This is a genomic window from Hydrogenophaga sp. OTU3427, assembly GCF_038440225.1.
In the GTDB taxonomy this organism is placed as follows: Bacteria; Pseudomonadota; Gammaproteobacteria; order Burkholderiales; family Burkholderiaceae_C; genus Hydrogenophaga.
This window is the reverse complement of the sequence record NZ_JASATI010000002.1, coordinates 45,314-70,864: the sequence shown is the minus strand read 5'-3', so window position 1 is coordinate 70,864 and position 25,551 is coordinate 45,314. Positions and strand designations below refer to the sequence as shown.

Below are 25,551 nucleotides of genomic sequence, written 5' to 3'. Positions count from 1 at the left end.
TTATGCACTATATTTCACAAAACAAATAGAACTTGAAGGTTAGTGCATGAATTTCTACCAACCAGACCGAGGTCATTGCGCATAAAAGCCCAGTCTGTTTTTATTCATACATCAACCATTCATTTTTAAAGTACGGGTAAATCAGGATCATCGCCCGCCTTGTTGCAGCCTAGCATCGCAGCCATTCCCATCAGGAGACATCCATGACCACTCGCCGAATCGTACTGACCCGCAGCGCCGCCCTGGTGGGCGCTGCTTCCAGCGGCCTGCTGCTGCCCCAGATCGTGCGCGCCCAGGCCGCCAAGGTGCGCGTGGGCTTCATGCTGCCCTACACCGGCACCTTTGCGCAACTGGGTGTCGCCATTGAAAACGGCTTCCGCCTGGCGCTCAACGAACAGGGCGGCAAGCTCGGCGGCCGCGAGGTCGAATTCTTCAAGGTCGACGACGAGTCCAACCCGGCCAAGGGTATCGAAAACGCCAGCCGCCTGGTCGAGCGCGACAAGGTCGATGTGCTGATCGGCACCGTGCACTCGGGCGTGCAGATGGGCATCCACAAGGTGGCCCGCGACACCGGGGTGCTCAACCTCATCCCCAACGCCGGCGTGCACGTGGCCACCCGTGCACAGTGCGCACCCAACGTGTTCCGCACTTCCTTCAGCAACTCGCAGCCCACGCTGGCCCTGGGCAAGGCCATGGTTGACCGCGGCCACAAGAAGGCGGTCTGGATCACCTGGAACTACGCGGCCGGCGACGAGGCCTTCGAAGGCTTCGAGAAAAGCTACACCGCCGCTGGTGGCACCATCGTCAAGAAGCTGGGGCTGCCCTTCCCGAACGTCGAATTCCAGGCCCTGCTGACCGAGATCGCCTCGCTCAAACCCGACGCCGTGGCCTGCTTCTTCGCCGGTGGTGGCGCGGCCAAGTTCCTGCGCGACTTCCATGCCGCCGGCCTGAGCAAGAACATCCAGCTCTACGGTTCGGGTTTCCTGACCGAGGGCGTGCTGGACGCCGCCGGCGAGGCCGCCAACGGCGTGCTCACCACCATGCACTACAGCGATTCGCTGGACACGCCGCGCAACAAGGCTTTCCGCCTCGAGTACGCCAAGACCTTCAAGCTGCAGCCCGACGTGTACGCGGTGCAGGGCTACGACACCGGCCTGCTGCTGCTGCAGGGAGCCAAGGCCGTCGGCGGCGACCTCAGCAACAAGAAGGCGCTGTACGCCGCCATGGAAGGCGCCACCATCGACAGCCCGCGCGGCAAATGGACCATGAGCAAGGCCCACAACCCGGTGCAGGACATGTACCTGCGCAAGGTCGAGAAGGGAGAGAACAAGGTCATCGGCATCGCGCAGAAGGCCGTGGCCGACCCGGCGACCGGTTGCCGCATGGGCTGATCCCTCCCCCGCCTCCGTGCCAGCGACGGCGGTTGACCCCGCCGTCTTTTTTTGAGCGCCATGGACCTCGCCAACTTCCTCATCCAACTGCTCAACAGCCTGCAATACGGCCTGTTGCTCTTCATGCTGGCCGCCGGCCTGACGCTGATCTTCGGCATCATGGGCGTGGTCAACCTGGCCCATGGCAGCTTCTACATGATCGGCGCCTACATGGCCTGGTCCATGTCGGCCCTGTTCGGCAACCTGCTGGTGGCCATCGTGGTCGGGGCCCTGCTCTCGGTGGTCCTGGGCTGGGTGCTGGAATGGGTGCTGTTCCGGCACTTCTACCACCGCGACCACCTCGACCAGGTGTTGCTGACCTTCGGCCTGATCTACATCTTCGAGGAAGCGCGCTCGCTCTTGTGGGGCGACGACGTGCACGCGGTGAAGATGCCGGTGTCGCTCGACTGGGCCATCCCGTTGACCGACAACCTCTCCTACCCGGTCTACCGGCTGGTGATGTCGGGCATCTGCGTGCTGCTGGCCATCGGCCTGTACCTGTTGATCTCCAAGACCCGCCTCGGCATGAAGATCCGCGCCGGCGCGTTCAACCACGACATGACCGAGGCCCTGGGCATCAACATCCGGCTCATCCACGGCATCGTGTTCGCGCTGGGCGTGGGCCTGGCCTCGGTGGCCGGCATGATCGCCGCGCCCATCTCCAGCGTCTACCCCAACATGGGCTCCACCGTGCTCATCATGTGTTTTGTGGTGGTGGTCATCGGCGGCATCGGTTCGGTGCGCGGCGCGCTGGTGGCCTCGCTGCTCGTGGGCCTGGTCGACACCTTCGGCAAGGTGCTGCTGCCCCAGGTGGCCGGCATGCTGGTCTACATGCTGATGGCCGCGGTGCTGCTCTACAAGCCCGAAGGCTTGTTCAAACATTGAGTTCGGGAACCCCATGAGTGCATCTTCCAAAGCCCCGCTGGAGCGCCTGCCGGGCGCCGTGCGCGCGGGCCTGCTGCTGGGCGCGCTGGCGCTGGCCGCCTTCCCCTTCGTTCCCATGGAGGGGCGCGATTTCTACCTGCAGATGCTCACGCAGATGATGATCCTGGCCATGTTCGCCATGAGCCTGGACCTGCTGCAAGGCGTCACCGGCCTGGTCTCGCTGGGCCACGCGGCCTACTTCGGTCTGGCCGGCTACGCGCTGGCCTTCATCACCCCGGCCGACACGCCGGTCAGCCTGTGGTGGTCGCTGCCGGTGGCCGCGCTGGGCGCCGCGCTCGCGGCGCTGGTGATCGGCTTCTTCGTGGTGCGCACCCACGGCATCTACTTCATCATGGTCACCATGGCCTTCGCGCAGATGGTGTTCTTCCTCTTCTTCGACAACAAGTCGCTGGGCGGCTCGGACGGTATCTATGTCAACTTCAAGCCCGACGCCTCGATCGGCGGCTGGGCCGGCATCGACCTGGAAAACAAGGCCACCTTCTTCTACCTCACCCTGTCCATCCTGATCGGCATGTTCCTGTTCCTGCGCCGGCTGCTGTTCTCGCCTTTTGGCCGCGCGCTGGCCGGCATACGCGCCAACGAGCACCGCATGCGCGCCGTGGGCTACGGCACCTACGGCTACAAGCTCACCGTCTTCACCCTGGCCGGTGGCCTGGCCGGCGTGGCGGGCTACCTGTGGGCGGCGCAGACCGGCTACGTCAACCCCGAGCTGATGGGTTTCCACATGAGCGCCCACGCGATCATGATGGTCATCCTCGGCGGCATGGGCAACTTCGCTGGCGCCATCGTCGGCGCCTTCGCCTTCGAGTACATGCTGCACCTGTTCAAGGACATCACCAAACACTGGCAGTTGCTCATGGGCAGCTTCATCGTGCTGGTGGTGGTGTTTGCGCCGCGCGGCCTGCTGGGCCTGCTGGTGCGCGACAAGGAGGCCGCGAAATGAGCGCCAACACCCCCCAACCCGAAGTGCTGCTGAGCGCGCGCGAGCTGACCAAGCGTTTTGGCGGCCTGGCCGCCGTCAACGGCGTCAACCTCGACCTCTGGCGCGACCGCATCCACGCCGTCATCGGCCCCAACGGCGCCGGCAAATCCACCCTAACCAACCTGCTCTCGGGCGACATCCTGCCCACCGCGGGCACCGTCACGCTGGGCGGTATGGACACCACCCGCTACAGCCCCGAGGCCAAGTCGCAACGTGGCCTGGGCCGCAGCTACCAGAAGACCAACATCTTCAGCAGCTTCACCGTGTGGGACAACGTGCGCCTGGCCGCGCAGTCGCGCCGCCGCCTGGCGCCCTGGAACCCGGCACAGTGGTTCAGCCGCGCCGACGGCCAGGCGGCGACCAACGCCAGCTGCGAACGGGCCATCGAACTGGCCGGCCTCACATCGCGCACCCAGACCATCGCGGCCACCATCAGCCACGGCGAACAGCGCCAGCTGGAGATCGCCATGACCCTGGCCACCGAACCGCAGGTGCTGCTGCTCGACGAGCCGCTGGCCGGCATGGGCCAGGCCGAGGCCGAGCGCATGGTGGAACTGCTGCTCAAGCTCAAGAAAGGCCACGCCATGTGCCTGGTCGAACACGACATGGACGCCGTCTTTGCGCTTGCCGACCGCCTGACCGTGATGGTCAACGGCCAGGTGATCGCCAGCGGCACACCGGCCGAGGTGCGCGCCGACACGGCAGTGCAAGCGGCCTACCTGGGGGAGGAGCACTGATGAGCCGCGTCACCACCACCCTGGTCCACGCCACCGGCCTGCACACCCACTACGGACAGAGCCACATCCTGCGTGGCATCGATTTCGAGGTTCTGCCGGGCCAGACCATCGGTCTGATGGGCCGCAACGGCATGGGCAAGAGCACCCTGCTCAAAAGCCTGATGGGCCTGGTCAAGCCCAGCGGCGGCCAGGTCCACATCAAGGGTCAGGACATGACCGGCGCCGCCCCCTTCGAGGTGGCGCGCAAAGGCATCGCCTACGTGCCCGAGGGGCGCGGCATCTTCGGCAACCTCAGCGTCAAGGAAAACCTGCAGATGGCGGCACGCGCCGGCACCCAGGGCCAGCGCGAATGGACCTACGACCGCGTGCTGGAGACCTTCCCCCGCCTCAAGGAGCGCCTGGGCCACGGTGGCCAGCAGCTCTCGGGCGGCGAACAGCAGATGCTGACCATCGGCCGGGCGCTCATGACCAACCCCGATCTGCTGATCCTGGACGAGGCCACCGAAGGCCTGGCGCCCCTGATCGCGCGCGAGATCTGGCGCATCTGCGCCCTGATCCGCGAAAGCGGCATCAGCAGCATCATCGTCGACAAGAACTGGAAACACGTGACCCAGATCACCGACAAGAACGTGATCCTGGTCAAGGGCGAGGTGGTGTTCGAGGGCAGTTCGCCCGAACTGGTGTCGCAGCCGCAGCTGCTGGAGCAGTACCTGGGCGTTTGAGCCGCCCCACTGGTTACAGCAGGGCCCGCACCTCCAGCGCGGCGTCGTGCATCAGCGGCAGCCAGTGGTCGCGCACCGCCGCCGGCGACAGGCGCGCGGCGCTGGTCACCACGTTGAGCGCGGCCACCGTCTGACCCTGGGCATTGCGCAGCGGCACGGCCAGGGCGTGCACGCCCAGCTCGTGTTCCTCGTGCGCCAGGCAGTGGTCCTGCGCCCGCACCTGGGTCAACACGGCGCGCAAGGCCTTGGGATCGGTCAGCGTGTAGGGCGTGAGGCGGTACAGCACCCTGCCCTTCATCCAGGCGCTCAGCGCCGCGCGGTCCATGGCGGCCAGCAGCACCCGGCCGGTGGACGTGGCATGCGCCGGCAGGCGCGCCCCCAGGTGCAGGCCATAGGCCAGCACGCGTGCCATGGCGGCGGGCCGCTGGGGCGCCCCCAGGGAAGTGCCCAGCACATCCGTCTCCTGCAAGGCCACGCTGCGGGCCACGATCACCACCTCGCTGTCGTCCAGCACCACGACCGAGAACGAACCCTGGGCCTGGGCGGCCAGGCGGTTCAGCGTCGGCTGCAGCACCCGGGGCAAACGGGCCGAGGCCAGGTAGCTGCCGGAAAACCGCAGCACCTTGGGCGACAGCCAGAAATGGCTGCCATCGGTCTCCAGGTAACCCAGGTGGGCCAGGGTCAGCAGGTGGCGGCGCGCCGCCGCCCGCGTGATGCCGGCCCGCTGCGCGGCCAGCGTGGCATTGAGCCGTTGCCGCTCGGTGTCGAAACTTTCCAGCACCGCCATGCCCTTGGCCATGCCCTCGATGAAATCCGCCTTGGTGATCGCCATCTCCGCTCCAGCGTTGTTTGCGCGATGATCGCACATCGTTGCCGATCACCGCGCAAATGTGATGTGCGGGCCACGACAGGCCGGCGCTTTCTGCCTACAGTTGATCCCAACGTTCAACCCCCAAAGGAGACAGACATGCGCACCCAAGTCGCCATCATCGGCGCCGGCCCTTCCGGCCTGCTGCTCGGCCAACTGCTGCACAAGGCCGGCATTGACGCGATCATCATCGAGCGCCAGACCGGCGACTACGTGCTCTCACGCATCCGTGCCGGCATCCTGGAACAGGTCTGCATCGACCTGATGGACGAGGCCGGTGTGGGTCAGCGCATGCACAAGGAAGGCCTGGTACACGGCGGCTTCGACCTGCTGGTGGACGGCCAGCGCCACCGCATCGACATGAACAAGCTGACCGGCGGCAAGAACGTCATGGTCTACGGGCAGACCGAGCTGACCCGGGACCTGATGGAAGCGCGTGCCAGCGCTGGCCTGCCCACGGTGTATGAGGCCAGCAACGTGCAGGTGCACGACTTCGACACCCAACACCCGCGCGTGACCTACGAGAAGAATGGCCAGTCGCACACCATCGAGTGCGACTTCATCGCCGGCTGCGACGGCTTTCACGGCGTGTGCCGCGCCAGCGCCCCGCGCAGCGCCATCAAGGAATACGAAAAGGTCTACCCCTTTGGCTGGCTGGGCCTGCTGTCCGACACGCCGCCGGTGCACCACGAGCTGATCTACGTGAACAGCCCGCGCGGCTTCGCCCTGTGCTCGCAGCGCAGCCACACCCGCAGCCGCTACTACCTGCAGGTGCCGCTGACCGACAAGATCGAGGAGTGGACCGACGACGCCTTCTGGCAGGAGTTGCGCCTGCGCCTGGACCCCGAGGCGCGCGAGAACCTGGTCACCGGCCCCAGCATCGAGAAAAGCATTGCCCCGCTGCGCAGCTTCGTGACCGAGCCACTGCGCTTCGGCCGCATGTTCCTCGCGGGCGACGCCGGCCACATCGTGCCCCCCACCGGCGCCAAAGGCCTGAACCTGGCCGCCACCGACGTGAAATACCTGTTCAACGGCATCCGCGAGTACTACGCCGACCAGAGCGAGGCCGGCATCGACCGTTACTCCGAACTGGCCCTCAAGCGCATCTGGCGCGCCGAGCGTTTCAGCTGGTGGTTCACCCAGCTGATGCACCGTTTCCCCGGCGACTCGGAGATCACCGCCAAGTTCCAGCGCGCCGAGCTGGACTACCTGATGCACAGCGAGTCGGGTGAGCGCACCATCGCCGAGAACTACGTGGGACTGCCGCTGGATTTCGGCCAGTAAGACACGGCGCGGTTGTCGCGTGGGCGAACCCACCCTCTCGCGGCCATGCGGTAGATTCCTGGGCACCTCAGGAGACATCTGCCCATGACCGCCGCCCCATCCGCCCGTCCAGCCCGGCCCCCCCAACCCCTGCGCGGCCAGCGCGTGCTGAGCCTGGCGCTCAACCTGCCCGGCCCGGCCGCACTGATGCGGCTGCGCGCGATGGGCGCGCGTTGCACCAAGGTGGAAGGCCCGGCGGGCGACCCGATGGCGCACTACAAGCCGCAGGCCTACGACGAGATGCACGCCGGCGTGAAGCAGGTGAAGGCCGACCTCAAGACCGAGGCCGGCCAAAAAAAGCTGCACGCCCTGCTGGCCACAACGGACGTGCTGCTGACCTCCTTCCGCCCGTCGGCGCTGAACAAACTGGGCCTGGGCTGGAGGGCGCTGCACAAGGCCTATCCGCAACTCAGCCTGGTCGCCATCGTCGGCGCGCCCGGTGCGCGTGCCGAGGAACCGGGCCACGACCTCACCTACATGGCCGACAACGGCCTGATCACCGGCCTGGACCTGCCGCCCAGCCTGTTCGCCGACATGGGCGGCGCGCTCATGGCCAGCGAGGCCACGCTGCAGGCGGTGCTGCTGCGTCAGGCCAAGGGCCGGGGCGTGCAACTCGAGGTGGCACTGAGCGAGGCGGCACGTTGGCTGGCCCTGCCCCGTTATTGGGGCCTGACCCTGCCCCAGGGTTCGGTGGGCGGCGCCCATGCCGGTTACAAGGTCTACCCCTGCAAGGACGGTCGCGTGGCCGTGGCGGCGCTGGAACCTCACTTCGCCGCCGCCCTGTGCGAGGCCGCCCAGGTGCCGGTCAAGGACATGCGCACCCTCCTCCTGCCCGCCACCCACACGGCCATCGCCGCCTTCCTGGCCGGGCAGACGCGCCAGCAGCTCGACCGGCTGGCCGTGGCGCGGGACATACCGCTGCACACCCTGCCGCGCTGAGCGCTCGCTCAGTCGCGCAGGTTCAGCGCGCGGGTTCGGGCGTCAACACCCGCTGTGCCCAGGCCGGCATCACTTCGCATGCCAGCGCAACTCGCCGTCCCGCAAGCGCGCCACCAGCCGGCGCGGCTGGAAAAGCGCGTCGGCGGGCAAGGAAGTGTCGTCAGCAGGGTCAGATCAGCCCGCCGCACGGCCACACCCTGGTGCCGCAAGGTGCGGGGGTAGCGTGCCACCGGGTGCCCACCTCCAGACGGCGCCGCGGCAGAGCGTGGATTTGCCCGCGCCATTGGGCCCGGCGAGCAAGTAGAAAACGGGCGCGGCCAAACGACAGCCGCGTCAAGCCGCCTTGCGCGACGACGCGAGCGCCCGCTGGCGGTTGGCCAGCACGGTGTCACGCTCCGCCTGCGCCAGACGCCCGCTGGTTTCGGTGGTCACGAAGCGCGCCTCGATCGCGTCCAGCGACTCATCCACCGGCGCGGGATGCAGGCGCGCGTCGTACAAGGCGATGACCTCGCGCGCTTCCTGCACGGTGAGGCCGGTTTCGTCCGCGATGCGGCCCAATGTGGCCCAGTACTCGATCTGCCCGGCCACCGAGCGGCGCTGGGGCTGGGCCGCCTCGCGTGCCTGCTGGACCAGCGACGCGGGCAACTTCACGGATGCAAATGGGCTGGCAGTGGCAGGCATGGGCAGACTCCTTTATGGCGCAAAACACACACCCACAAGCGCCTCAACCGGTCACCAGGCTGTCCCGGCTCAACTGCCTGAAATCGCTGGGCGACAGTCCGGTGTGCTCACGGAACACGCGGCTGAAGTGGGCGCTGTGGTTGAAGCCCCAGGACAAGGCGATGTCGGTGATGGTGCGCTGGGCGTGGGCCGGGTCGCGCAGGTCGCGCATGCAGCCTTGCAGGCGTCGGCGCAGGATGTAGTGGGCAAGGGTGTCGTCCTCGTCGCAGAAAGCCTTGTGCAACAGCCGCTTGCTGCAGCTGAGGCCCTGGGCGATGCGGTCCAGGCTGAGGTCGGGGTCGCGCAGGCGCTGGCCCACGAAGTCGCGGATGCGGTCGCGCAAGGCCTCCATCTGGGTGGCGCCGCTGCCCCGCCCGGCCAGCTCCTGCAGCGACAGGCGCACCAGCTCCACGATCAGTTCGCCCGCGCCGCGCGCGGCCGCCTCGCTCATGCTGGGCAGCTCCTGGTAGGTGTTGCGCATGGTCTCCAGGGCCACGCGGGCAATGCCCTGGCTGCCGCCCACGTGCCGGGCCATCAGCGGGTCCAGGCGCAGGCCGCGCTCCAGCAGCTGCTCCTTGGGCAGCATCACGATCAGGTGGTCCACCCGCTCGGGGTTGGCGATCTCGTAGCTGCCGGTGGTGTCGTAGATGGCCCAGCCGCCGGGACGCACAAAGGCCTGGCGGCCGTGCTGCTCCACCGCCGCGCTGCCTTGCCAGGGCGCCACGATCTTGAGGTAACTGGTGTCGCTGGCGCGGGCCAGTTGCTGGCTGCGCAGCACGCGGTGGCGGTTGGCCTCCAGCTTGGTCATGACCACGTCGCCCGCGCGGGCGGCGGCCATGTGGCCGTCGAATTCGGTGTCGCCGTAGAGGTCGGACTCCAGCCCACCGAAATGCGACCAGATCCAGTCGCACCACAGCCCCGCCCGCTCGCGCGGGGCGGCCACGTCGGTGCTCATGGTCTGCAGGTCGCTCATGGCAGGTCTTGTCTCCGGATCGCCCGGCCCGCGCCGGGGGGCTGCCGCATTATCCAGCGGCGGGCTCATGGGACGCCCAACGCCCCGCTGAGCCTAGGGAAAACCCCTGCCGACGTGCGCGTTTGGTCAAGCCGCCGTGCACCGTCGATCAAGCACGGGCGCCCCGCCCCGCATAGCATGAGCGGGCATTCCACCCCCCAGAGGAGACACCCCATGAGCGCACCCAACCGCCGACTGATCATCAAGAGCGCCGCCGCCGTCGGCGCGCTGTCCGTGGCACCCCGGCTGCTGGCGCAGAACGCCCCGGTCCGCATCGGCTACGCGATGGCCCGCACCGGTCCCTGGACCGGCGGCGCCCAGACCAGCCAGGAGCCCAACTACCTGATGTGGGCCGAGCAGCAGAACGCGGCCGGCGGCCTGGACGTGAAAGGCGTGCGCCGCAAGATCGAGCTGATCAGCAGCGACGACCGCAGCGATGTGGAAACCTGCGTGCGCACCTACGAAAAGCTCATGGGCAGCGACAAGGTGGACCTGGTGCTGCCGCCCTGGGGCAGCAACGCCAACTTCGCCGTCGCGCCGCTGGCCAACCGCTTCCAGTACCCCTTCCTCGCGCCCACCGCACTGTCGCGCAAGCTGGCCGAGATGAAGCTGCCCTACTTCTTCCTGCTGCTGCAGCAACCCAAGCCCATGTGCGAGGCGCTGGTGGACATGCTCAAGGCCAATGGCGCCAAGACCCTGGCCTGCATCTACGTGGACGACCTGTTCGGCCTGGAGAACTACGCCGCGCTCAAGGTGGCGCTGCAAGGCAGCGGCATCAGCATGGTGGAGGACAAGAGCTACCCCGGCGGCGTGAAAGACCTGTCGCCGGTGTTGCGCTCCATGAAGGACAAGAACCCCGACGCCTTCGTGGGCTTCACCTACCCGCCCGACACCATCCTGGCCAGCCGCCAGGCCAAAGAAGTCGGCTTCAACCCCAAGTTCTTCTACGCCTCGGTGGGCACGGCCTTCCCCCTTTACAAGAACGTGATGACCCCGGCCGGCGCCGAGGGCGTGCTGGGCATGGGGTCGTGGAACGGCAAGACCAGCCCGGCTGCCCGGGCCTACTTCGACGCCCACGTGGCCAGCCAGAAGAAGGAACCCGACCGCTGGGCCAGCGGCGCCGCCTGGGCGGGGCTGGAGATCCTGACCAACGCCGTCAAGCAGGTCGGCCTGGACCGCAAGGCCATCCGCGACTACGTGGCCGGCAACACCCACAAGACCATCATCGGCGACATCAGGTTTGCCGGCAGCGAGAACGTGGGCACGCCCGGCACCGTGGGCCAGTGGCAGAACGGCGAGTTCGAGGTGGTGTGGCCCAAGGCGCGCGCCACGGCGGCCTTGAACGCCAACAAGCCGGCGTGGAAGTGAACCTTGTCCTTCTCCGCCTGGCTTGAACTCATCGCCTCGGGTCTCATCACCGGGGGCATCTACGCGCTGGTCGCACTGGGGCTCAACCTCCAGTACGGCCTGATGCGCATCCTCAACATCGCGCACGGCGAATTCCTCATGGTGGGGGCTTTCCTCACCTGGATGGTGCAGACCTCGTTCGGCCTCTCGCCGCTGCTCATGATCCCGGTGGCCTTCGCGCTGCTGATGGGCCTGGGCGTCGCCATCCACTGGCTGTGTTTCCGCCGCCTCACCGCCACGTCGCCCAACCTCGACATCTTCGAAGCCCGTGGCCTCATGGTGTCCTTCGGGCTGATGTTCCTGGTGCAGAACGTCATCTCCTTTGTGTGGGGCGGCGACCTGCGCGGCTACGACTTCCTGACCCAGCCGGTGCAGATCCCGCTGCCCGGTGGCGAGGCGCAGTTCGCCGTCAACAAGCTGCTGGTGTTCGGCCTGGCGCTGCTGTTTGCCGGCGCGCTCATCGTGCTGCTGCGCCAGACGCTGCTGGGCAAGGGCGTGCGCGCGCTGATGCAGTCGCCCATCGGCGCGCAGCTCGTCGGCATCGACACCAAGCGCCTGCACCCGCTCATGTTCGGCATCGGCCTGGGCCTGTCGGGCGTGGCCGGCTGCCTGCTGTCCATGGCCTACACCATCAGTCCGTCCATGGGCGAGCCCTACACCGTCACCGCGCTCATCGTCATCACGCTCGGCGGCTTCGGCAGCATGGGCGGCGCGCTCGCGGGCGGCCTGCTGCTGGGCGTCATCGAAGCCGTGGGCATGCACTTCACCAACCCGTCGCTCAAGGCCTTGCTGAGCTACGTCGTGTTCATTGGCGTGCTGCTGCTGCGTCCCGAAGGGCTCTTCACGCGGAAATCCAGAAAAGCATGACCTCCAGACAGTTTCTGATCCGCGACCTGCTGGTCCTGTTCGGCCTCACCGGCTGGGCCGTGGCCCTGCCCGGTTTTGCCAGCGAGTTCGCCGTCTCCATGGCGCTCACCTGCCTGATGTACGTGGCGCTGTCGTCCAGCTGGGCGCTGTTCTGCGGCACCACGCGCTACCTGTCGCTGGCCACCTCGGCCTTCTTCGGCATTGGCGCCTACACCAGCGCCATCCTGATGGAGTCCATGCCGTGGGAGCAGGTCATCGTGCTGGGCGCGCTGATCGCCGCCGCCGTGGCCGTGTTCATGGGCGCGGCGGTGCTGCACCTGCGCGGCACCTACTTCGCGGTGCTCACCTTCGGCATGACGGAGCTGATCCGCCACGCCATCAGCTACTTCGAGAAAAGCGTGACGGGCACCGTGGGCCGTGTGCTCATGGTGGTGCCCGAGCGCGAGACCATCTACTTCACCGTGCTGCTGCTGGCTGTCCTGGCCGTGGCGCTGTCCATCTGGATCCGCCGCACCCGCTTCGGCCTGGCGCTGCAGGGCATTGGCGCCGATGAGCAGCGGGCCCAGACCCTGGGCGTGAACACCCGCATCGTCAAGGTGGCCGGCTTCGCGCTCACGGCGGCCATCGCCGGTGCGGTGGGCGCGGCCATGAGCGTGCGCTGGACCTACATCGACCCGCACACCGTGTTCAACCCCTTCATCGGTTTCCAGACGGTGCTGATCGCGCTGATTGGCGGCGCCATGACGCTGTGGGGCCCGCTGATCGCCGCCATCGTCTTCAGCGTGCTGGCCGAGACGCTGCGCCTGCAGGTGCCGCAGCTCTACATGATGTCGCTGGGCCTGCTGCTCATCCTCTCGGTGTTGTACCTGCCGGGTGGCCTGGCCTCGCTGCGCACCGAGACCTTCAAGGGCTGGAAAAACGACCTCAAGGCCTGGTGGACCGACGTCAAGGACGAGGTCAGCGGCGAGAAACAGCGCCGCAAGGACCGTGAAAAGAAACGCCGGGAGCAGCGCCATGTTTACTGACGCGAAACAACCCCTGCTGGACGCGCAAGAGGTGACGGTGCGCTTCGGTGGCCTGGTCGCGGTGGACGCCGTCAGCGCCACCTTTCTGCCCGGCGAGCTGGTCGGCATCATCGGCCCCAACGGCGCCGGCAAGACCACCTTCTTCAACGCCATTTCGGGTGTGACCCGCCCCACCAGCGGCCGCCTGGCCGTGCGCGGCAAACAGCTCGCCGGCAAAGGCCCGCACCGCTTCGCGCACCACGGCCTGGCGCGCACCTTTCAGACACCGCGCACCTTTGGCGACATGACGGTGCGCGACAACATCGCCTTCGGCCTCAAATTCGCCGGCAAACGCCCGCGCAAGTACCTTCTGTGGGGCGAAGAAAGCGGCGTGCCCTGGGTGCTGCGCACACCCGACAGCATCCTCGGCCTGATTGGCCTGAGCGCGCAGGCCGATCTGCCCGCTGCCGCCATCACGCCCTCGCAGCAGCGCCTGCTGGAAATCGGCATGGCGCTGGCCACGCGCCCGCGCATGCTGCTGCTGGACGAGGTGGCCGCCGGCCTGACCGAAAACGAGGTGGAGGACATGGCCCGCCTGATCCGCCGCCTGCGCGACGAGCTGGACCTGACCGTGGTCTGGATCGAGCACGCCGTGACCACGCTGCTGCGCCACGTGGAGCGTGTCATCGTGCTGCACCAGGGCAGGAAGATCGCCGACGGCACGCCGCGCGAGGTGGTGCGCAACCCCGAGGTGATCGAGGCCTACCTGGGCGACGAGATGACCGAGGAGGCCGCAACATGATGTGGCACCGCCCCCAAGCCTTCACCCTGGGCGGCAGCACCAGCGCCCACCTGCAGGTGGAGAACCTTTCCGCCGGCTACGGCGCCTTTCTGGTGCTGCGCGACATCACGCTCGACATCCGCCCCGGCCTCACCGTGGTGCTGGGCCCCAACGGCGCCGGCAAGACCACCCTGCTCAAGGCCCTCAACGGCCTCATCCCGCGCGGCGGCAACGTGCTGCTCAATGGCGATGAACTGCCCGAGAAGACCCACGAGATCGTGCAGGCCGGCGTGGCCCTGGTGCCCGAAGGGCGGCAGCTGTTCCCGCAGCTGACCGTGGCCGAGAACCTGGAGCTGGGCGCCTGGCTGGTGCCCAAGGCACAGCGCCCGCAGCGCATGGAACAGGCCTTCAAGGACTTTCCGAAACTGCGCGAACGCGCCACCCAGCTGGCCGGCACCATGAGCGGTGGCGAACAGCAGATGGTGGCCGTGGCCCGCGCCATGATGTGCGCGCCGCGCCTGCTGATGCTGGACGAGCCCTCGCTGGGCCTCGCGCCCAAGATGGTGGACGAGCTGCTGGCCATCGCACGCCGCATCGCCGATGCCGGCACCACCGTGCTGATGGTGGAGCAGAACGTGAAGAAAGCCCTGGCCGTGGCCGACCGCGGCTACGTGCTGGAACGCGGCAGCCTGGTGGCCAGCGGCCCGGCCAAGCTGCTGGCGCGCTCCACCGTCATCCGCGAAGCCTACCTGGGCGCCGACAAGGACCCCGCCACCGGCACCACCAACGCCGCCGACGCCGTGGCCCGGCGCAAGAAAACCGTGGCCACCGCCTGAACCTCTCTATCGACACAAGCCAAGGAGAACCCCATGTCCGACATGTCCATGCTCATCAACGGCCTCAAGGTCACCGCCGAAAAAGGCGCCACGTTCGAGCGCCGCAACCCGCTCGACGGCAGCGTGGCCACCCGCGCGCCCGCCGCCTCGCCCGCCGACGCCGTCATGGCCGTGGAAGCCGCCGCCGAAGCCTTCAAGACCTGGAGCGAAACCGGCCCAGGCGTTCGCCGCGCCCTGCTGCTCAAGGCCGCCGACGCGCTCGAAGCCAAGACGCCCAAGTTCATCGAAGCCGTGGCCGCCGAGACCGGCGCCACCGGCATGTGGGCCGGCTTCAACGTCTTCCTGGCCGCCGGCATGATCCGCGAGGCTGCGGCGCTGACCACCCAGATCAGCGGCGAGGTCATCCCGTCCGACGTGCCCGGCAGCCTGGCCATGGGCGTGCGCCAGCCCGCCGGCGTGGTGCTCGGCATCGCGCCGTGGAACGCGCCCGTCATCCTCGGCGTGCGCGCCATCTGCGTGCCGCTGGCCTGCGGCAACACCGTCATCTTCAAGGGCAGCGAAAACTGCCCCCGCACCCACCAGCTCATCGTCGAAGCGTTTGAAGACGCGGGCTTCCCCGCCGGCGTGGTGAACTACATCACCAACGCCCCGGCCGACGCCGGCGCCGTGGTCGAAGCCATCGTGGCCCACCCGGCCGTGCGCCGCGTCAACTTCACCGGCAGCACCCGCGTGGGCAAGGTCATTGCCATGACCTGCGCCAAATACCTCAAGCCCGTGGTGCTGGAGCTGGGCGGCAAGGCCCCGCTGGTGGTGCTGGACGACGCCGACATCGAAGACGCCGTCAACGGCGCCGCCTTCGGCTGCTTCGCCAACAGCGGCCAGATCTGCATGAGCACCGAACGCCTCATCGTGGACCAGAAGATCGCCGACGAATTCGTGAAGAAGTTCGCCGACAAGGCCAAGAACCTGCCCCTGGGCGACCCCCGCAAACCCGAGCCCGTGGTGCTCGGCTCCGTCATCGGCCAGGGCACCGTGGACCACTGCAACGCCCTCATCGACGACGCCCTGGCCAAAGGCGCCAAGCTGGTGTGCGGCGAAAAGGCCACCAGCACCCTCATGCCCGCGACCGTGCTCGACTTTGTGACGCCGCAGATGCGCATCTACCACGAGGAAACCTTCGGCCCCGTCAAGTGCATCGTCCGCGTGAAGAACACCGAAGAAGCCATCGCCTGCGCCAACGACAACGAATACGGTCTCAGCGCCGCCGTCTTCGGCAAAGACATCGCCCGCGCCTTCAACGTCGCCCGCAAGATCGACAGCGGCATCTGCCACGTCAACGGCCCCACCGTGCACGACGAGGCGCAGATGCCGTTTGGTGGCGTCAAAGGCTCAGGCATCGGCCGCTTCGGCGGCAAGGCCGGCATCGCCGAGTTCACCGAGCTGCGCTGGATCACGGTGCAGACGACGCCGCGGCATTACCCGTTCTGAGATTCTCTGAATGACAGCCAAGCCTTGAAGGTTAATTGTCCGGGGTTTGGCTGTGTCGGCGGTCGGCCATAAGCAGCCAGTAACCAGCGACTGCCTTCAGTGAGATAAACGTGGGCCTGAACACTGTTTACAAAACGACCATTGGGCTAGAAAAGCAGCATCGAGTGCTTGACTAGCAGGCTACCGCTTACGCATCGAACGGCCGAGTAGACTAGAAGCTCTCATTCTCTACATGCACGTTTGGAGTCTAGCCAACAGGGCAGGTAGAAATCATATTAAAACGAAAACACCCGATGACAACATTATCTGACTTCGAAATAGAGGCCCGCATGGCAAAGGGCGAGCTCGTGCGAAACGGGGTCGCTCGACAACTCGGGCCGGCTTGCTACGAGCTTCGCATGGGCACCGTGTACTACGACTTGACTGAGGGGGACAGGCGAATTGACGTAACGGCGAATGGTACTGTCCTTATTAAGCCTGGTCACCGCGTCGTCCTAATTAGTTTTGAGGAGTTGGTTATTCCGCATGACGTGATCGCGCGCGTCACCAGTAAGGGGTCACTTTTTAGCATCGGACTAAGTCCAGTTAGCACATACGCCGATCCTGGCTTTTCAGGACGTATGGGCATAGTTACGCAAAACTTGAGCGAAAAATTTATCGAATTGCCTGTAGGCGAGTCCATCGCGAAAGTCGATTTTTCGATGCTTTCCAGCGCTGCAAGAAAGCCTTACTGCGGGCAGCATGGTTTTCAGACACAAATCTGGCCGATCAGGCACCAGCTTCAAAAGACGTATGAGGAACTCAAGAACGATCCGCGAGTAGACAGCGAGGAAGTAGAGGCATACAAAATACTTCCAAGTGCTACCGTCAGCGCACTGCGACAGATACAGCGAAGACAGCGCCGCATCGACTGGGCGATTCTAGGCGCCATATTCCTAAATGCTCTGGTCCTTTCTGCGGTGACAAATAAGTGGTTCGAAATAGCGGTCGCAATATGGACTAACCTTATTTCAACCGCACTCGTCGCAATCTTCGTTTGGGTTCGTGACAAGGAGTAAGATGATGGAGCTGAATAAAATAGTAGAAATGCAAATAAAAATGGATGAATCGCACGGATTTCCTGTGCACTTCCCTACAATACAAGAGAAATACCGGCAGCTCACTAAAGACCTCGTCGGATTGTTTGGAGAGATCGGTGAATTCTCAAATATTGTCAAGAAGGTCAATATCAAACTTGATCGGCCCAACGAATATCCATTCGAGTTGCCAGAGGCCGAAAATCACTTGAAGGAGGAATTGGTTGATAGCTTAATATATATCATTCGCATTGGTGCCATCTTAGGCATTGACCTCCAGGCTGAAACCTTGGAAAAAATGCGCAAAAACGAGTCACGTTATGCGCAGTTGCGTCGAAACTAGGAAGTACTTCTTCCTTGCGGTGAACACCGGATTTGCCGTTGGAGGGGAGCCCGACTCAAGATGTCGAGATTTTTATCGTAGCCGCAGTGGAAACGGACTTCACTGTGCAATTGTGGGAAACGTAGTCACACCACTAGGAATCGGAAGCAATGATGTTTGCGCTGAGATTTCTGACTCGGGGTCATGGCAAGAGCTCGCTGAAACAATTTCAGAACAAGGTGCGTTAGCGGGTGTTCAGCTCAGTTCAGCGTGGCGCAACTACATCGGAATGAAGCAATTTGTCCCCCGCGCGGGAAGGGACCCACTGAGCGAGTACAAAACGCTCGGAGCGTCTATTTCGGCAACGGCTGCAAGAGCAGCGTTCGACGAGCTATTTCGCGGCACAGAACTCGCAATCAAAGCTGGCTTCCGGCACATTCAACTTCACGCTGCACACGGTTATTTGTTCAACGTTCTGGTGGATCGTCGTCTGTCTTCCCACGCCGACTTTGCGTTTCGGTCTATCTGTCGTTGGGTGGATGAATTGGCCTCAAGCCATATTGAGACTTCGGTTCGGTTTTCAATGTGGGCCGGTCATCCAGTACTAGATCAAGATCGGGCCTCACAGTTCGCGGATGAGATAGCGGCCTTGCCTGTTAACTACATTGATGTGTCTGCAGGCTTTTATAACGTCAACAAGCGTCTGATCTATCCCTCCACACCTGCGATCTTGTCGAAACGCGAAAAGGCAACACTGGACATTGCGGCACGCCATCCATTAAAGAGTTTTGTTATGTCTGGTCGATCAACTGGCGCTTGGGATGATTCGGTGCCTTCAAACGTGCACATCGGAATTTGTAGAGACCTGATCGCGAACCCGAACTACTTAGCTGACCGAACTGGCGGATGTAATACCTGCATGAAGTGCCACTACTATTCTCGTGGTGAATCTCACATAACCTGCGGGAAATGGCTGCCTGACGATTGACTAGAGGTGTCAATCAGTTATGCTCCGTGGCTTATAGCGCTGGATATCTTCTCTCGATATACAGAATGCAGTAGCGCGAGGAGTTTAATGGTAATAACAGCACATTTGTTAAGCTACGGAGGCCCTTGCGTTTGATCGAATGCTTTCAATAGACTAGGCTGATCGGCGTAAATGTCGCTGATGGGTCGTCTGCAGACGCTGCTTTCGGACAAAAACGGAGACAGGAAAGAATCAGTCGAGTTACCGCTCAGGCTCACTGCGTTCAGCTGGTTTGAGCCACCCGATGACGTTGGTGAGCTATACCTGACATTGGCAAACGTGATCGGCGAGGAACCGCTGTAGGTGGACGCTGACTAGGCTGGTGCGAGAATCACGCGGCCTGTCTTGTTCCCTTGAAGCCAAGCGCAGCAGTTCTATAGTACGGAAGCCTATTCCAGCGATTGGCGGATAAGGAACGTAGAGCAGCTAAAGGTTGAATTCAGCTCGAACATCAGATTCAAACTGATTAGTCTTGCTTGCTCCCGTGATCGTCTTGTTCGCACCGTCTCTCTTGGACAGGAATGCGGCACGGATTGCACGGAGCAACTTGACTTCGTTGGCGGGCGTCCATGATGGAAGATTGCGCCAAGTTGTCGCCCATCGGACAACAAGTGCCTCGAAAAGCTCTGTATTGGCCGCCTGCACTAACGCCGTACACACGCTGCCGGCAGCCTGCAGTTCGGCGTAGCCCAGCTTCACCTTAAGGGGAATCGCACTTCTTCTCAGGCCTAATTTGATTGCGTTCTTCCCGGCCACAATGTGTCCAGAGTGGACGACTGCATGCCGCAACTCGCACAGTTTATCGTACTCATTTAGCATCAAAGCAAATGTACCATTGGTTCGAACTTGATAGTTAGTAAAGTTCTGAATTGCCTTCCGGATACTCTCAGCACTAGAGAATGCATGAAATTCGAAAGCAGAACGATTCTGCAGCGAACCTTCTGCCCAGAGCAGTGAGCCAAGCTGGACTTTCTCATCCGAAGAATAAGCTTGTGCAACAGGGCAGATGGTTAGTGTGAACCCAAGAATGTCTCTGAAATAATTTTCGGTCGAAGAGATTAAGCCGACAAACAGCAGGCCCACAACGTCATCGCCATAGCTAGATATGAAATTTGGATCAACTCTTGTAAGCGCGGTGCTTGTGGATGCATAGAAATCATCAATAGCCGAAGGGCGCTTCCGGCCCATCGGAGTCACCAGAGAGTTTGCGTCGGGGCAGGGAACTCTGCCTATGGACATGCAAGCCGAGGTCCTCCAAGTCATTCAACGAACTCCTCTGCCAAAGCAACGATTCTTGCTGCCCAATAGCTACCGATTCGATCGACCCCGAGTAAAGCCCGGTGCTCTTGGTCATATAGGATGTCTTTTATTTTACGAATCGAAGACTGTTCCTTGATTTTGTTAATTCTCGTCCTCGTGAGTGGCAACTTGTCGATATCCGCATTCATGAGAGCCAGATACGTTGAAGGGGCAGTCAGTGGACTGCCGCAGCTGGCGCAAAATTTAGCGTCCTCGAAAACTCGCGGTGTCTGGCACACGATGCAGGGAGGAAGCGATAGTGCAAACGGGTCCCTCGCAGCACCAGTCAGACTTGCTGCTTTCGTGCGCGTGAATTCATGGGCGTTCCGCTTCGAAAATGCAGTAATATACTCAGAAACACTTAGCGATTTCGAACCGATCAGCGCGTTGGCATCAACTAGCGCAGCATAGTGCAGAGCGAAAATCTGAAATCGACCTTTCTCGCCTCGGCTCACGAGCTCTTCCCTCGGTATACAGAGGCCAGCATACTGAAACAGCGAGAAAACCTTCGATAACTCATGGGTAAGCTCTTCAGTGGCCAATGCGATCGAAACACTCTGCCGTTCTGTTGGCTTTCCTTTGTTGTATGCCTTCACCAACGCCACAGAGTTCGTAAGGATCAACTCCCCTGTATCTATGAAGGTTCTGTAAACGGGGAGCTTGGCAGAAAGAGACGTGAAAAGCTTCTTAGTGTTCGAGAATGACTGCTTGATCACTCTGAGCACCTCCGTTCGATTCAGATTGATCCCAACGAGCTCACCTTCCTTCTCGATGGCGAGTTCGTGAAGCATGTTTAGTAGAGTCCGAGGTACTCCGAACGAAGCAAAGCTGAGTAGGTCTAGTGACTCTGAGCTAAACATGGTCGCAGCGAGTGCGGGCGGAAAGCGCGTTGCGACAAACGACCGCATGAACCCGAGATATTCCTCCCTGTCCGGCTTGATCCAGACATCGATCTGCTCCGCATCGTGGCCGACGTGAAAGGATGATGAGTAGTTCGTTACACCGGGATAGACGGCTGCTTTAGGAGAGATATACTGGGATTTGATTTGCCTGAAAAAATCGAAGAAATCTCGCTGCTGGTCCACTGAGAATGCGTGTGCAGCGTCGTCTAGCAACAGCACGCACCGAGAGCGTCTCATTTTTTCCGTAGCCCTCAACAGGTCTTCTTCCAGAGATGGGACCGACAGAGGGCGGAGGCTAACCTGCGAAGCATTGGACATCTCCAGTAATGAGGCGGCTTTGCTAGCTTCCTCTTGGGATATGGACAATTCAAGGTCGCTCCCCAAGCGTCTCAAGGTGTCGTATACGCCAAGGTAAAGCTTCAACAGTACCCACTGGTTGAACCAGTAAGTGCCGTCTGTTCCACTCTTGTAGATAGGCTCGATGGAAAGAGAGCGCTTGTAGTTTACGTAAACAGGGAAGGCAGCGTCCGAGCTCGATAGCATCGAGTGAAAGCCTTTTAGCATGAGGGTGGTCTTACCGCACCCACGCGGTCCTGAGATTAACTTCGCTCCCCCTTGAGTTAGTTTGCGGAGAATCTTGCTTTCGTCTGGGTGCTGTGCATGCCATTCATTGAAGGACTTATCCTCCAGATACTCTGCTTGCTCGACGAAGACTTGTTCGAGTGACATTTGGTTCCAAATACGTTGGCTATTGCAGCATAGTAGCGCTGAATTGCGGGCTTTCGAGCCCCTTGTGTGAAGAAGGAGCGATTTCCGGCCCTCCAGAGAGCTGATGCGCGCTCACTTTTCATGGTTGCGGCGCTGCACGGGGCAACCTAAGTTAAGAGCAGATACCATCAATCGTATGACCAAGTGTGATGATCGAACAGTTAGCTTGTACTACCCGATACAGTGCGATTACTGCGGCTGCTTTCTACACACACCGCCGCCGTTCGTCCAAATGTTCACGGATGCTCGAAGGTTGCCTTGGCGCCAGCTAGAACGGTGAACCCGGCTTGCAGTGGCATGTTGACTGGAATCGGTGCACTGCCGACGCTGGGCCAGAAACCCTGAACGGCTCCTTAGGGTCGTTTTCCGCCTCTCGAGCACCAACTGGACCAAGCCTACCCGGCGAGCACAGCCCAGCCAGCACTGGGGCCACCCGGCCCACGTGCTGCTAAGGTGTCGACCATCGTCTGCCACACCACGAAAGCCCCACCCCATGTCCCGCCTCATTCCAACCCTGGCCTTGTTGCTCGCCGCCACCGCCGCCTGTTCCGCCAACACCGAGGAAATCGGCGCGGTCGACACGGTGTTCAAGCTCATCGGCCCCGACCACAAGATCGTGGTGGAGGCCTACGACGACCCGGGCGTCAACGGTGTCACCTGCTACGTCTCGCGCGCCAGGACCGGCGGGGTCAAGGGCGCGCTGGGGCTGGCGGAGGACAAGTCGGAAGCCTCCATCGCCTGCCGGCAGGTGGGGCCCATCGGCGTGCCCAAGCCGATCCGGCAGCAGGAGGAAATCTTCAGCGAGCGGACCAGCCTGGTGTTCAAGCGCCTGCGCATCGTGCGCATGGTCGACGCCAAGCGCCACGCGCTGGTCTACCTGACCTATTCCGACCGCGTGATCGAGGGCTCGCCGCAGAATTCGGTGACGGCGGTGCCGGTGGACGCGGCCACGCCGATTCCCCTGCGTTGAACCCCCTCACAAGGAGACCAGCCGATGTTCCCCACCGCCATCGCCGGCAGCCTGCCCAAACCCGCCTGGCTCGCCGAAACCGAAAAACTCTGGCCGCAGTGGAAGGCCCAGGGCCCTGAGCTGCAGCAGGCCAAGGCCGACGCAACGCTGCTGTGGATCAAGGCCCAGGAGGACGCGGGCCTGGACGTCATTGGCGATGGCGAGCAGGCGCGCCAGCACTTCGTGCACGGTTTCCTGGAGCAGGTCGAGGGCATCGACTTCGAGCACAAGGTGGAGATGGGCATACGCAACGACCGCTACAAGGCCATGGTGCCGCAGGTGGTGGCGCCGCTGCGGCTCAAGGGCCGGGTGCACGCCTTCGAGGCCCAGCTGGCGCGCGCCCACACCACGCGCCGGCTCAAGTTCACCCTGCCCGGCCCCATGACCATCGTCGACACCGTGGTCGACCGCTTCTACGGCGACCGCGTGAAGATGGCCTTTGCCTTCGCCGAGCTGCTGAACCAGGAGGCGCTGGCGCTGCAGGCCGACGGGGTGGACATCGTCCAGTTCGACGAGCCGGCCTTCAATGTCTACATGGCCGAGGCGGCCGACTGGGGCGTGCGGGCGCTGGAGCGCGCGGCCCAGGGCCTGAGCTGCACCACCGCCGTCCACATCTGCTACGGCTACGGCATCCAGGCCAACGTGGACTGGAAGGCCACCCTGGGCGAGCAGTGGCGGCAATACGAACAGGTGTTCCCGGCGCTGGCGAAAAGCAGCATCCACCAGGTCAGCCTGGAGTGCTACCACTCGCACGTGCCGCCCGAGCTGATGGCCCTGCTGGCGGGCAAGGACGTGATGGTGGGCGTGATCGACGTCGCCAGCGACGAAGTGGAAACACCCGAGCAGGTGGCCGAGACCATAGGCCGGGCGCTGCAGTTCGTGCCCAGGGAGCGGCTCATCCCTTGCACCAACTGCGGCATGGCCCCCATGAAGCGCGAGGTGGCGCTGAAGAAGCTGGAGGCCCTGGTGAAGGGCGCGGCGCTGGCGCGCAGCCGCTGCTGAGCACGGCGCCGCAGCCCCGGGGCGTGCGCGCTGGCCTGGCTCGGTGCGCCGGTGCCTCGGCCTGCTGCTCTGCGGCGCGGCGGCGCCCGCCTCACCCCCCGGTGCGGAAGGCCTTCAGCACCTCGTTCAGGGCGCGCGTCTGCTCCTGCATGCTGCTGGCGGCGGCGGCGCTTTCCTCCACCAGCGCGGCGTTCTGCTGCGTCATCTGATCGAGCTGGATGACCGCGCTGTTGACCTGGGCGATGCCGTCGCGCTGTTCGGTGGTGGCGGCCTGCATCTCGGCCATGATGTCGCTCACGCGCTGCACGCTGCTGACGATTTCGCTCATGGTGCTGCCGGCCTGCTCCACCAGCGCGCTGCCCGCCTGCACGCGGGTGACGCTGCTGTTGATCAGGTCCTTGATCTCGCGCGCGGCCTGGGCGCTGCGCTGGGCCAGGGTGCGCACCTCGCCGGCCACCACGGCAAAACCACGCCCCTGCTCGCCCGCCCGGGCGGCCTCCACGGCGGCGTTCAGCGCCAGGATGTTGGTCTGGAAGGCGATGCCGTCGATGACCGAGATGATGTCGGCAATGCGCTGGCTGCTCTGGTTGATCTCGCTCATGGTGCTGACCACCTCGCCCACCACCTGGCCGCCCCGGTGCGCCACGCTGGCGGCGCTGCTGGCGAGCTGGTTGGCCTGCTGGGCCGCCTCGGCGCTGTGGCGCACGGTGGCGGTCAGGGTGTCCAGGCTGCTGGCGGTTTCCTCCAGGCTGGCGGCGGCCGACTCGGTGCGCGCGCTCAGGTCGTGGTTGCCGCTGGCAATCTCGGCGCTGGCCGTGCCCAGGCTCCCGGCCACCTCGCGGATCTGCGACAGGCTGCCCACCCAGTGCAGGCGCACCGACTCCAGCGCGGCCAGCACGCGGCCGACCTCGTCCTGGCTGCTCGGCGCCAGCGGCTGGCTCAGGTCGTTGCGGGCCAGGTTCTCGGCCGCGGCCAAAGCCTGCTGCAGCGGCCGCGTGACCATGCGGCGGATGGCGTAGGCGACCAGCGCCCCCGCGAGGGACAGGCCGAGGAACACCACACCCAGCAGCGTCAGCACGCCCCGGCGGGCCAGCGCCGTGCTGTCGCTGTCGCGCTCGGCCTTGACAACCACCCAGTTCCACTGCGGGTAGTAGGACCAGGCGAGGTTGACGTCGTCGCCCTGCAGCCCGGCAAAGGCCAGGGTCTGCATCGGGATCACGCCCTTGGTCTTGCCGGCGGCCACCTCGTCGCGCCAGCGCTTGAGCAACGGCGAATCGGCCTCGATGGCCGGAACCTGGGTCTGTCCCAGCAGGGCCCCGCTGCCCAGGTCGAGCGAGAAGACGCGGTTGTGCTCGCGCGCGAACAGCTGCATGGTCTGCGTCAGCGACTTGAACTGCGGTGTCATGTCCAGGCCCACGGCCAGGATGCCGACGGAGCGCCCGTCCTTGAGCACCGGCTCGTAGCGGCCCATGTAGGTCTTGCCGAACAGCACCTCGCGGCCCACAAAAGGCTTGCCCTGCTGGATCAGGGCGTAGGCCGGGTGCTGGCGGTCCATCAGGGTGTCGAAGGCGCGGCTGCCGTCCTGCTTTTTCAGGCTGGTTGCGATGCGCCGGTAGTCGTCGCCGTCGCGCACGTACACCGTCGCGATGCCGCCCCCGGTCTGGCGTTGGAAGTGGTCCATCGTGGTCTCGTTGCCCATCACGTCGACACCGGCGTTGATGAGGGTGGGCTTGCCATTGCGCTCGGCCGGCTCGAACAGCGACATCGCCATCTGGTCGGCCACCAGGGGAAAGGACTGGTTGGCCGAGGCCATGCCCGCTTCATGCACCTGGGCCAGCATGGACGCGACCGCGGCCGTGTTGTCCTGCATCTCGCCAAACGCGCGCTCGCGCGAATTGAGGAAGGTCACCCAGCCGATCAGCGCCAGCGCCGCCAGCAGGAGGGCGGCCACGCCGGCGAACAGCAGCAGCAGGCGCACGGACAGGCTGGCGCCCAGGCCCGCCAGCTTGGCGGGGTTGGGAGATGGGGACATGGAGGCTCCTCGGTGTTGTGCCGACAGGCCGGATGGCCCGCCGATTTGTGGAG

Annotated in this window: 23 protein-coding genes and 1 pseudogene; 18 read left to right on the top strand and 6 right to left on the bottom strand. The window is 64.1% G+C overall.

Annotated features, from left to right (window positions below):
- Nucleotides 1-203 precede the first annotated feature (203 nt).
- The 5 genes from AAHB17_RS01500 to AAHB17_RS01480 are packed head-to-tail and all read left to right on the top strand — an operon-like array spanning nt 204 to nt 4,816.
- Nucleotides 204-1,391: an ABC transporter substrate-binding protein gene (locus AAHB17_RS01500; protein WP_342128655.1), complete on the top strand. Its 1,188-nt coding sequence runs from the start codon at nt 204-206 to the stop codon at nt 1,389-1,391.
- A 60-nt stretch (nt 1,392-1,451) separates the two neighbouring features.
- On the top strand, nt 1,452-2,315 hold the full coding sequence (locus tag AAHB17_RS01495; protein ID WP_342128654.1) for a branched-chain amino acid ABC transporter permease: 864 nt from the start codon (nt 1,452-1,454) through the stop codon (nt 2,313-2,315).
- A gap of 13 nt (nt 2,316-2,328) precedes the next feature.
- Nucleotides 2,329-3,318: a branched-chain amino acid ABC transporter permease gene (locus AAHB17_RS01490; protein WP_342128653.1), complete on the top strand. Its 990-nt coding sequence runs from the start codon at nt 2,329-2,331 to the stop codon at nt 3,316-3,318.
- Nucleotides 3,315-4,094: an ABC transporter ATP-binding protein gene (locus AAHB17_RS01485; RefSeq protein WP_342128652.1), complete on the top strand. Its 780-nt coding sequence runs from the start codon at nt 3,315-3,317 to the stop codon at nt 4,092-4,094. The genes AAHB17_RS01490 and AAHB17_RS01485 overlap by 4 nt, the downstream gene beginning before the upstream one ends.
- On the top strand, nt 4,094-4,816 hold the full coding sequence (locus tag AAHB17_RS01480; RefSeq protein WP_342128651.1) for an ABC transporter ATP-binding protein: 723 nt from the start codon (nt 4,094-4,096) through the stop codon (nt 4,814-4,816). The genes AAHB17_RS01485 and AAHB17_RS01480 overlap by 1 nt, the downstream gene beginning before the upstream one ends.
- Nucleotides 4,817-4,829: 13 nt before the next feature.
- Here the strand turns inward: AAHB17_RS01480 and AAHB17_RS01475 are convergent, their stop codons facing one another.
- Nucleotides 4,830-5,648 (bottom strand): IclR family transcriptional regulator domain-containing protein, encoded by an 819-nt coding sequence (locus AAHB17_RS01475; protein WP_342128649.1) that lies wholly within the window; start codon nt 5,646-5,648, stop codon nt 4,830-4,832.
- A 135-nt stretch (nt 5,649-5,783) separates the two neighbouring features.
- On the opposite strand from AAHB17_RS01475, the gene pobA reads away from it, so the two are divergent.
- Together pobA and AAHB17_RS01465 are read left to right on the top strand one after the other, a co-directional pair.
- A complete protein-coding gene (gene pobA / locus AAHB17_RS01470; protein ID WP_342128648.1) occupies nt 5,784-6,968 on the top strand; it encodes a 4-hydroxybenzoate 3-monooxygenase in 1,185 nt (394 codons plus the stop codon).
- Nucleotides 6,969-7,052: 84 nt separating this feature from the next.
- The gene (locus AAHB17_RS01465) at nt 7,053-7,946 is read left to right on the top strand and encodes a CoA transferase (protein WP_342128646.1); all 894 of its coding nucleotides are present in this window, start codon (nt 7,053-7,055) and stop codon (nt 7,944-7,946) included.
- A gap of 333 nt (nt 7,947-8,279) precedes the next feature.
- Here AAHB17_RS01465 and AAHB17_RS01460 read toward each other — a convergent pair whose 3' ends face one another.
- Together AAHB17_RS01460 and AAHB17_RS01455 are read right to left on the bottom strand one after the other, a co-directional pair.
- Entirely contained in the window at nt 8,280-8,627 is a 348-nt protein-coding gene (locus AAHB17_RS01460) for a TA system antitoxin ParD family protein (protein WP_342128645.1), read from the bottom strand.
- Between the two features lie 43 nt (nt 8,628-8,670).
- A complete protein-coding gene (locus tag AAHB17_RS01455; RefSeq protein WP_342128643.1) occupies nt 8,671-9,639 on the bottom strand; it encodes an AraC-like ligand-binding domain-containing protein in 969 nt (322 codons plus the stop codon).
- A 213-nt stretch (nt 9,640-9,852) separates the two neighbouring features.
- Between AAHB17_RS01455 and AAHB17_RS01450 the strand changes: the two genes are divergently transcribed.
- From AAHB17_RS01450 to AAHB17_RS01410, 9 genes and pseudogenes are all read left to right on the top strand, one after another.
- Complete coding sequence (locus AAHB17_RS01450; protein WP_342128642.1) at nt 9,853-11,046, top strand: amino acid ABC transporter substrate-binding protein; 1,194 nt, start codon at nt 9,853-9,855, stop codon at nt 11,044-11,046.
- A 3-nt stretch (nt 11,047-11,049) separates the two neighbouring features.
- Nucleotides 11,050-11,952, top strand: a complete 903-nt coding sequence (locus AAHB17_RS01445; protein WP_342128641.1) for a branched-chain amino acid ABC transporter permease — start codon at nt 11,050-11,052, stop codon at nt 11,950-11,952.
- Nucleotides 11,949-12,977: a branched-chain amino acid ABC transporter permease gene (locus AAHB17_RS01440; RefSeq protein WP_342128640.1), complete on the top strand. Its 1,029-nt coding sequence runs from the start codon at nt 11,949-11,951 to the stop codon at nt 12,975-12,977. The genes AAHB17_RS01445 and AAHB17_RS01440 overlap by 4 nt, the downstream gene beginning before the upstream one ends.
- Nucleotides 12,967-13,758 (top strand): ABC transporter ATP-binding protein, encoded by a 792-nt coding sequence (locus AAHB17_RS01435; protein ID WP_342128639.1) that lies wholly within the window; start codon nt 12,967-12,969, stop codon nt 13,756-13,758. The genes AAHB17_RS01440 and AAHB17_RS01435 overlap by 11 nt, the downstream gene beginning before the upstream one ends.
- Before the next feature lie 107 nt (nt 13,759-13,865).
- Nucleotides 13,866-14,573, top strand: a pseudogene (locus AAHB17_RS01430) (ABC transporter ATP-binding protein); the annotation flags it as partial.
- 33 nt (nt 14,574-14,606) lie between these two features.
- Complete coding sequence (locus AAHB17_RS01425) at nt 14,607-16,061, top strand: aldehyde dehydrogenase (protein WP_342128636.1); 1,455 nt, start codon at nt 14,607-14,609, stop codon at nt 16,059-16,061.
- Nucleotides 16,062-16,354: 293 nt separating this feature from the next.
- Nucleotides 16,355-17,119 (top strand): dCTP deaminase, encoded by a 765-nt coding sequence (locus tag AAHB17_RS01420; protein WP_446719543.1) that lies wholly within the window; start codon nt 16,355-16,357, stop codon nt 17,117-17,119.
- Nucleotides 17,120-17,123: 4 nt separating this feature from the next.
- A complete protein-coding gene (locus AAHB17_RS01415; protein ID WP_342128634.1) occupies nt 17,124-17,480 on the top strand; it encodes a hypothetical protein in 357 nt (118 codons plus the stop codon).
- Nucleotides 17,458-18,447, top strand: coding sequence for an oxidoreductase (locus AAHB17_RS01410; RefSeq protein WP_342128633.1), 990 nt, complete (start codon nt 17,458-17,460; stop codon nt 18,445-18,447). Before AAHB17_RS01415 ends, AAHB17_RS01410 begins: the two co-directional genes overlap by 23 nt.
- Before the next feature lie 465 nt (nt 18,448-18,912).
- Here AAHB17_RS01410 and AAHB17_RS01405 read toward each other — a convergent pair whose 3' ends face one another.
- Together AAHB17_RS01405 and AAHB17_RS01400 are read right to left on the bottom strand one after the other, a co-directional pair.
- Nucleotides 18,913-19,725 (bottom strand): hypothetical protein, encoded by an 813-nt coding sequence (locus AAHB17_RS01405; RefSeq protein ID WP_342128632.1) that lies wholly within the window; start codon nt 19,723-19,725, stop codon nt 18,913-18,915.
- Nucleotides 19,726-19,745: 20 nt separating this feature from the next.
- Nucleotides 19,746-21,416: a hypothetical protein gene (locus tag AAHB17_RS01400; RefSeq protein ID WP_342128631.1), complete on the bottom strand. Its 1,671-nt coding sequence runs from the start codon at nt 21,414-21,416 to the stop codon at nt 19,746-19,748.
- Between the two features lie 532 nt (nt 21,417-21,948).
- Here AAHB17_RS01400 and AAHB17_RS01395 point away from each other — a divergent pair.
- Together AAHB17_RS01395 and AAHB17_RS01390 are read left to right on the top strand one after the other, a co-directional pair.
- The gene (locus tag AAHB17_RS01395) at nt 21,949-22,425 is read left to right on the top strand and encodes a CreA family protein (RefSeq protein ID WP_342128630.1); all 477 of its coding nucleotides are present in this window, start codon (nt 21,949-21,951) and stop codon (nt 22,423-22,425) included.
- Between the two features lie 24 nt (nt 22,426-22,449).
- Entirely contained in the window at nt 22,450-23,466 is a 1,017-nt protein-coding gene (locus AAHB17_RS01390; RefSeq protein ID WP_342128629.1) for a methionine synthase, read from the top strand.
- Between the two features lie 91 nt (nt 23,467-23,557).
- Here AAHB17_RS01390 and AAHB17_RS01385 read toward each other — a convergent pair whose 3' ends face one another.
- Complete coding sequence (locus AAHB17_RS01385) at nt 23,558-25,498, bottom strand: methyl-accepting chemotaxis protein (protein ID WP_342128628.1); 1,941 nt, start codon at nt 25,496-25,498, stop codon at nt 23,558-23,560.
- Nucleotides 25,499-25,551: the final 53 nt, after the last annotated feature.

Excerpts from the sequence above, each read along its gene's own strand:
- pobA (WP_342128648.1), top strand. The coding sequence starts at position 5,784 with ATGCGCACCCAAGTCGCCATCATCGGCGCCGGCCCTTCCGGCCTGCTG.
- AAHB17_RS01410 (WP_342128633.1), top strand. The coding sequence starts at position 17,458 with ATGCGCAGTTGCGTCGAAACTAGGAAGTACTTCTTCCTTGCGGTGAAC.
- AAHB17_RS01395 (WP_342128630.1), top strand. The coding sequence starts at position 21,949 with ATGTCCCGCCTCATTCCAACCCTGGCCTTGTTGCTCGCCGCCACCGCC.
- AAHB17_RS01480 (WP_342128651.1), top strand. The coding sequence starts at position 4,094 with ATGAGCCGCGTCACCACCACCCTGGTCCACGCCACCGGCCTGCACACC.
- AAHB17_RS01485 (WP_342128652.1), top strand. The coding sequence starts at position 3,315 with ATGAGCGCCAACACCCCCCAACCCGAAGTGCTGCTGAGCGCGCGCGAG.
- AAHB17_RS01465 (WP_342128646.1), top strand. The coding sequence starts at position 7,053 with ATGACCGCCGCCCCATCCGCCCGTCCAGCCCGGCCCCCCCAACCCCTG.
- AAHB17_RS01420 (WP_446719543.1), top strand. The coding sequence starts at position 16,355 with ATGACAACATTATCTGACTTCGAAATAGAGGCCCGCATGGCAAAGGGC.
- AAHB17_RS01385 (WP_342128628.1), bottom strand. The coding sequence starts at position 25,498 with ATGTCCCCATCTCCCAACCCCGCCAAGCTGGCGGGCCTGGGCGCCAGC.
- AAHB17_RS01500 (WP_342128655.1), top strand. The coding sequence starts at position 204 with ATGACCACTCGCCGAATCGTACTGACCCGCAGCGCCGCCCTGGTGGGC.
- AAHB17_RS01450 (WP_342128642.1), top strand. The coding sequence starts at position 9,853 with ATGAGCGCACCCAACCGCCGACTGATCATCAAGAGCGCCGCCGCCGTC.
- AAHB17_RS01460 (WP_342128645.1), bottom strand. The coding sequence starts at position 8,627 with ATGCCTGCCACTGCCAGCCCATTTGCATCCGTGAAGTTGCCCGCGTCG.
- AAHB17_RS01475 (WP_342128649.1), bottom strand. The coding sequence starts at position 5,648 with ATGGCGATCACCAAGGCGGATTTCATCGAGGGCATGGCCAAGGGCATG.
- AAHB17_RS01435 (WP_342128639.1), top strand. The coding sequence starts at position 12,967 with ATGTTTACTGACGCGAAACAACCCCTGCTGGACGCGCAAGAGGTGACG.
- AAHB17_RS01440 (WP_342128640.1), top strand. The coding sequence starts at position 11,949 with ATGACCTCCAGACAGTTTCTGATCCGCGACCTGCTGGTCCTGTTCGGC.
- AAHB17_RS01405 (WP_342128632.1), bottom strand. The coding sequence starts at position 19,725 with ATGTCCATAGGCAGAGTTCCCTGCCCCGACGCAAACTCTCTGGTGACT.
- AAHB17_RS01425 (WP_342128636.1), top strand. The coding sequence starts at position 14,607 with ATGTCCGACATGTCCATGCTCATCAACGGCCTCAAGGTCACCGCCGAA.
- AAHB17_RS01495 (WP_342128654.1), top strand. The coding sequence starts at position 1,452 with ATGGACCTCGCCAACTTCCTCATCCAACTGCTCAACAGCCTGCAATAC.
- AAHB17_RS01400 (WP_342128631.1), bottom strand. The coding sequence starts at position 21,416 with ATGTCACTCGAACAAGTCTTCGTCGAGCAAGCAGAGTATCTGGAGGAT.
- AAHB17_RS01455 (WP_342128643.1), bottom strand. The coding sequence starts at position 9,639 with ATGAGCGACCTGCAGACCATGAGCACCGACGTGGCCGCCCCGCGCGAG.
- AAHB17_RS01415 (WP_342128634.1), top strand. The coding sequence starts at position 17,124 with ATGGAGCTGAATAAAATAGTAGAAATGCAAATAAAAATGGATGAATCG.
- AAHB17_RS01390 (WP_342128629.1), top strand. The coding sequence starts at position 22,450 with ATGTTCCCCACCGCCATCGCCGGCAGCCTGCCCAAACCCGCCTGGCTC.
- AAHB17_RS01490 (WP_342128653.1), top strand. The coding sequence starts at position 2,329 with ATGAGTGCATCTTCCAAAGCCCCGCTGGAGCGCCTGCCGGGCGCCGTG.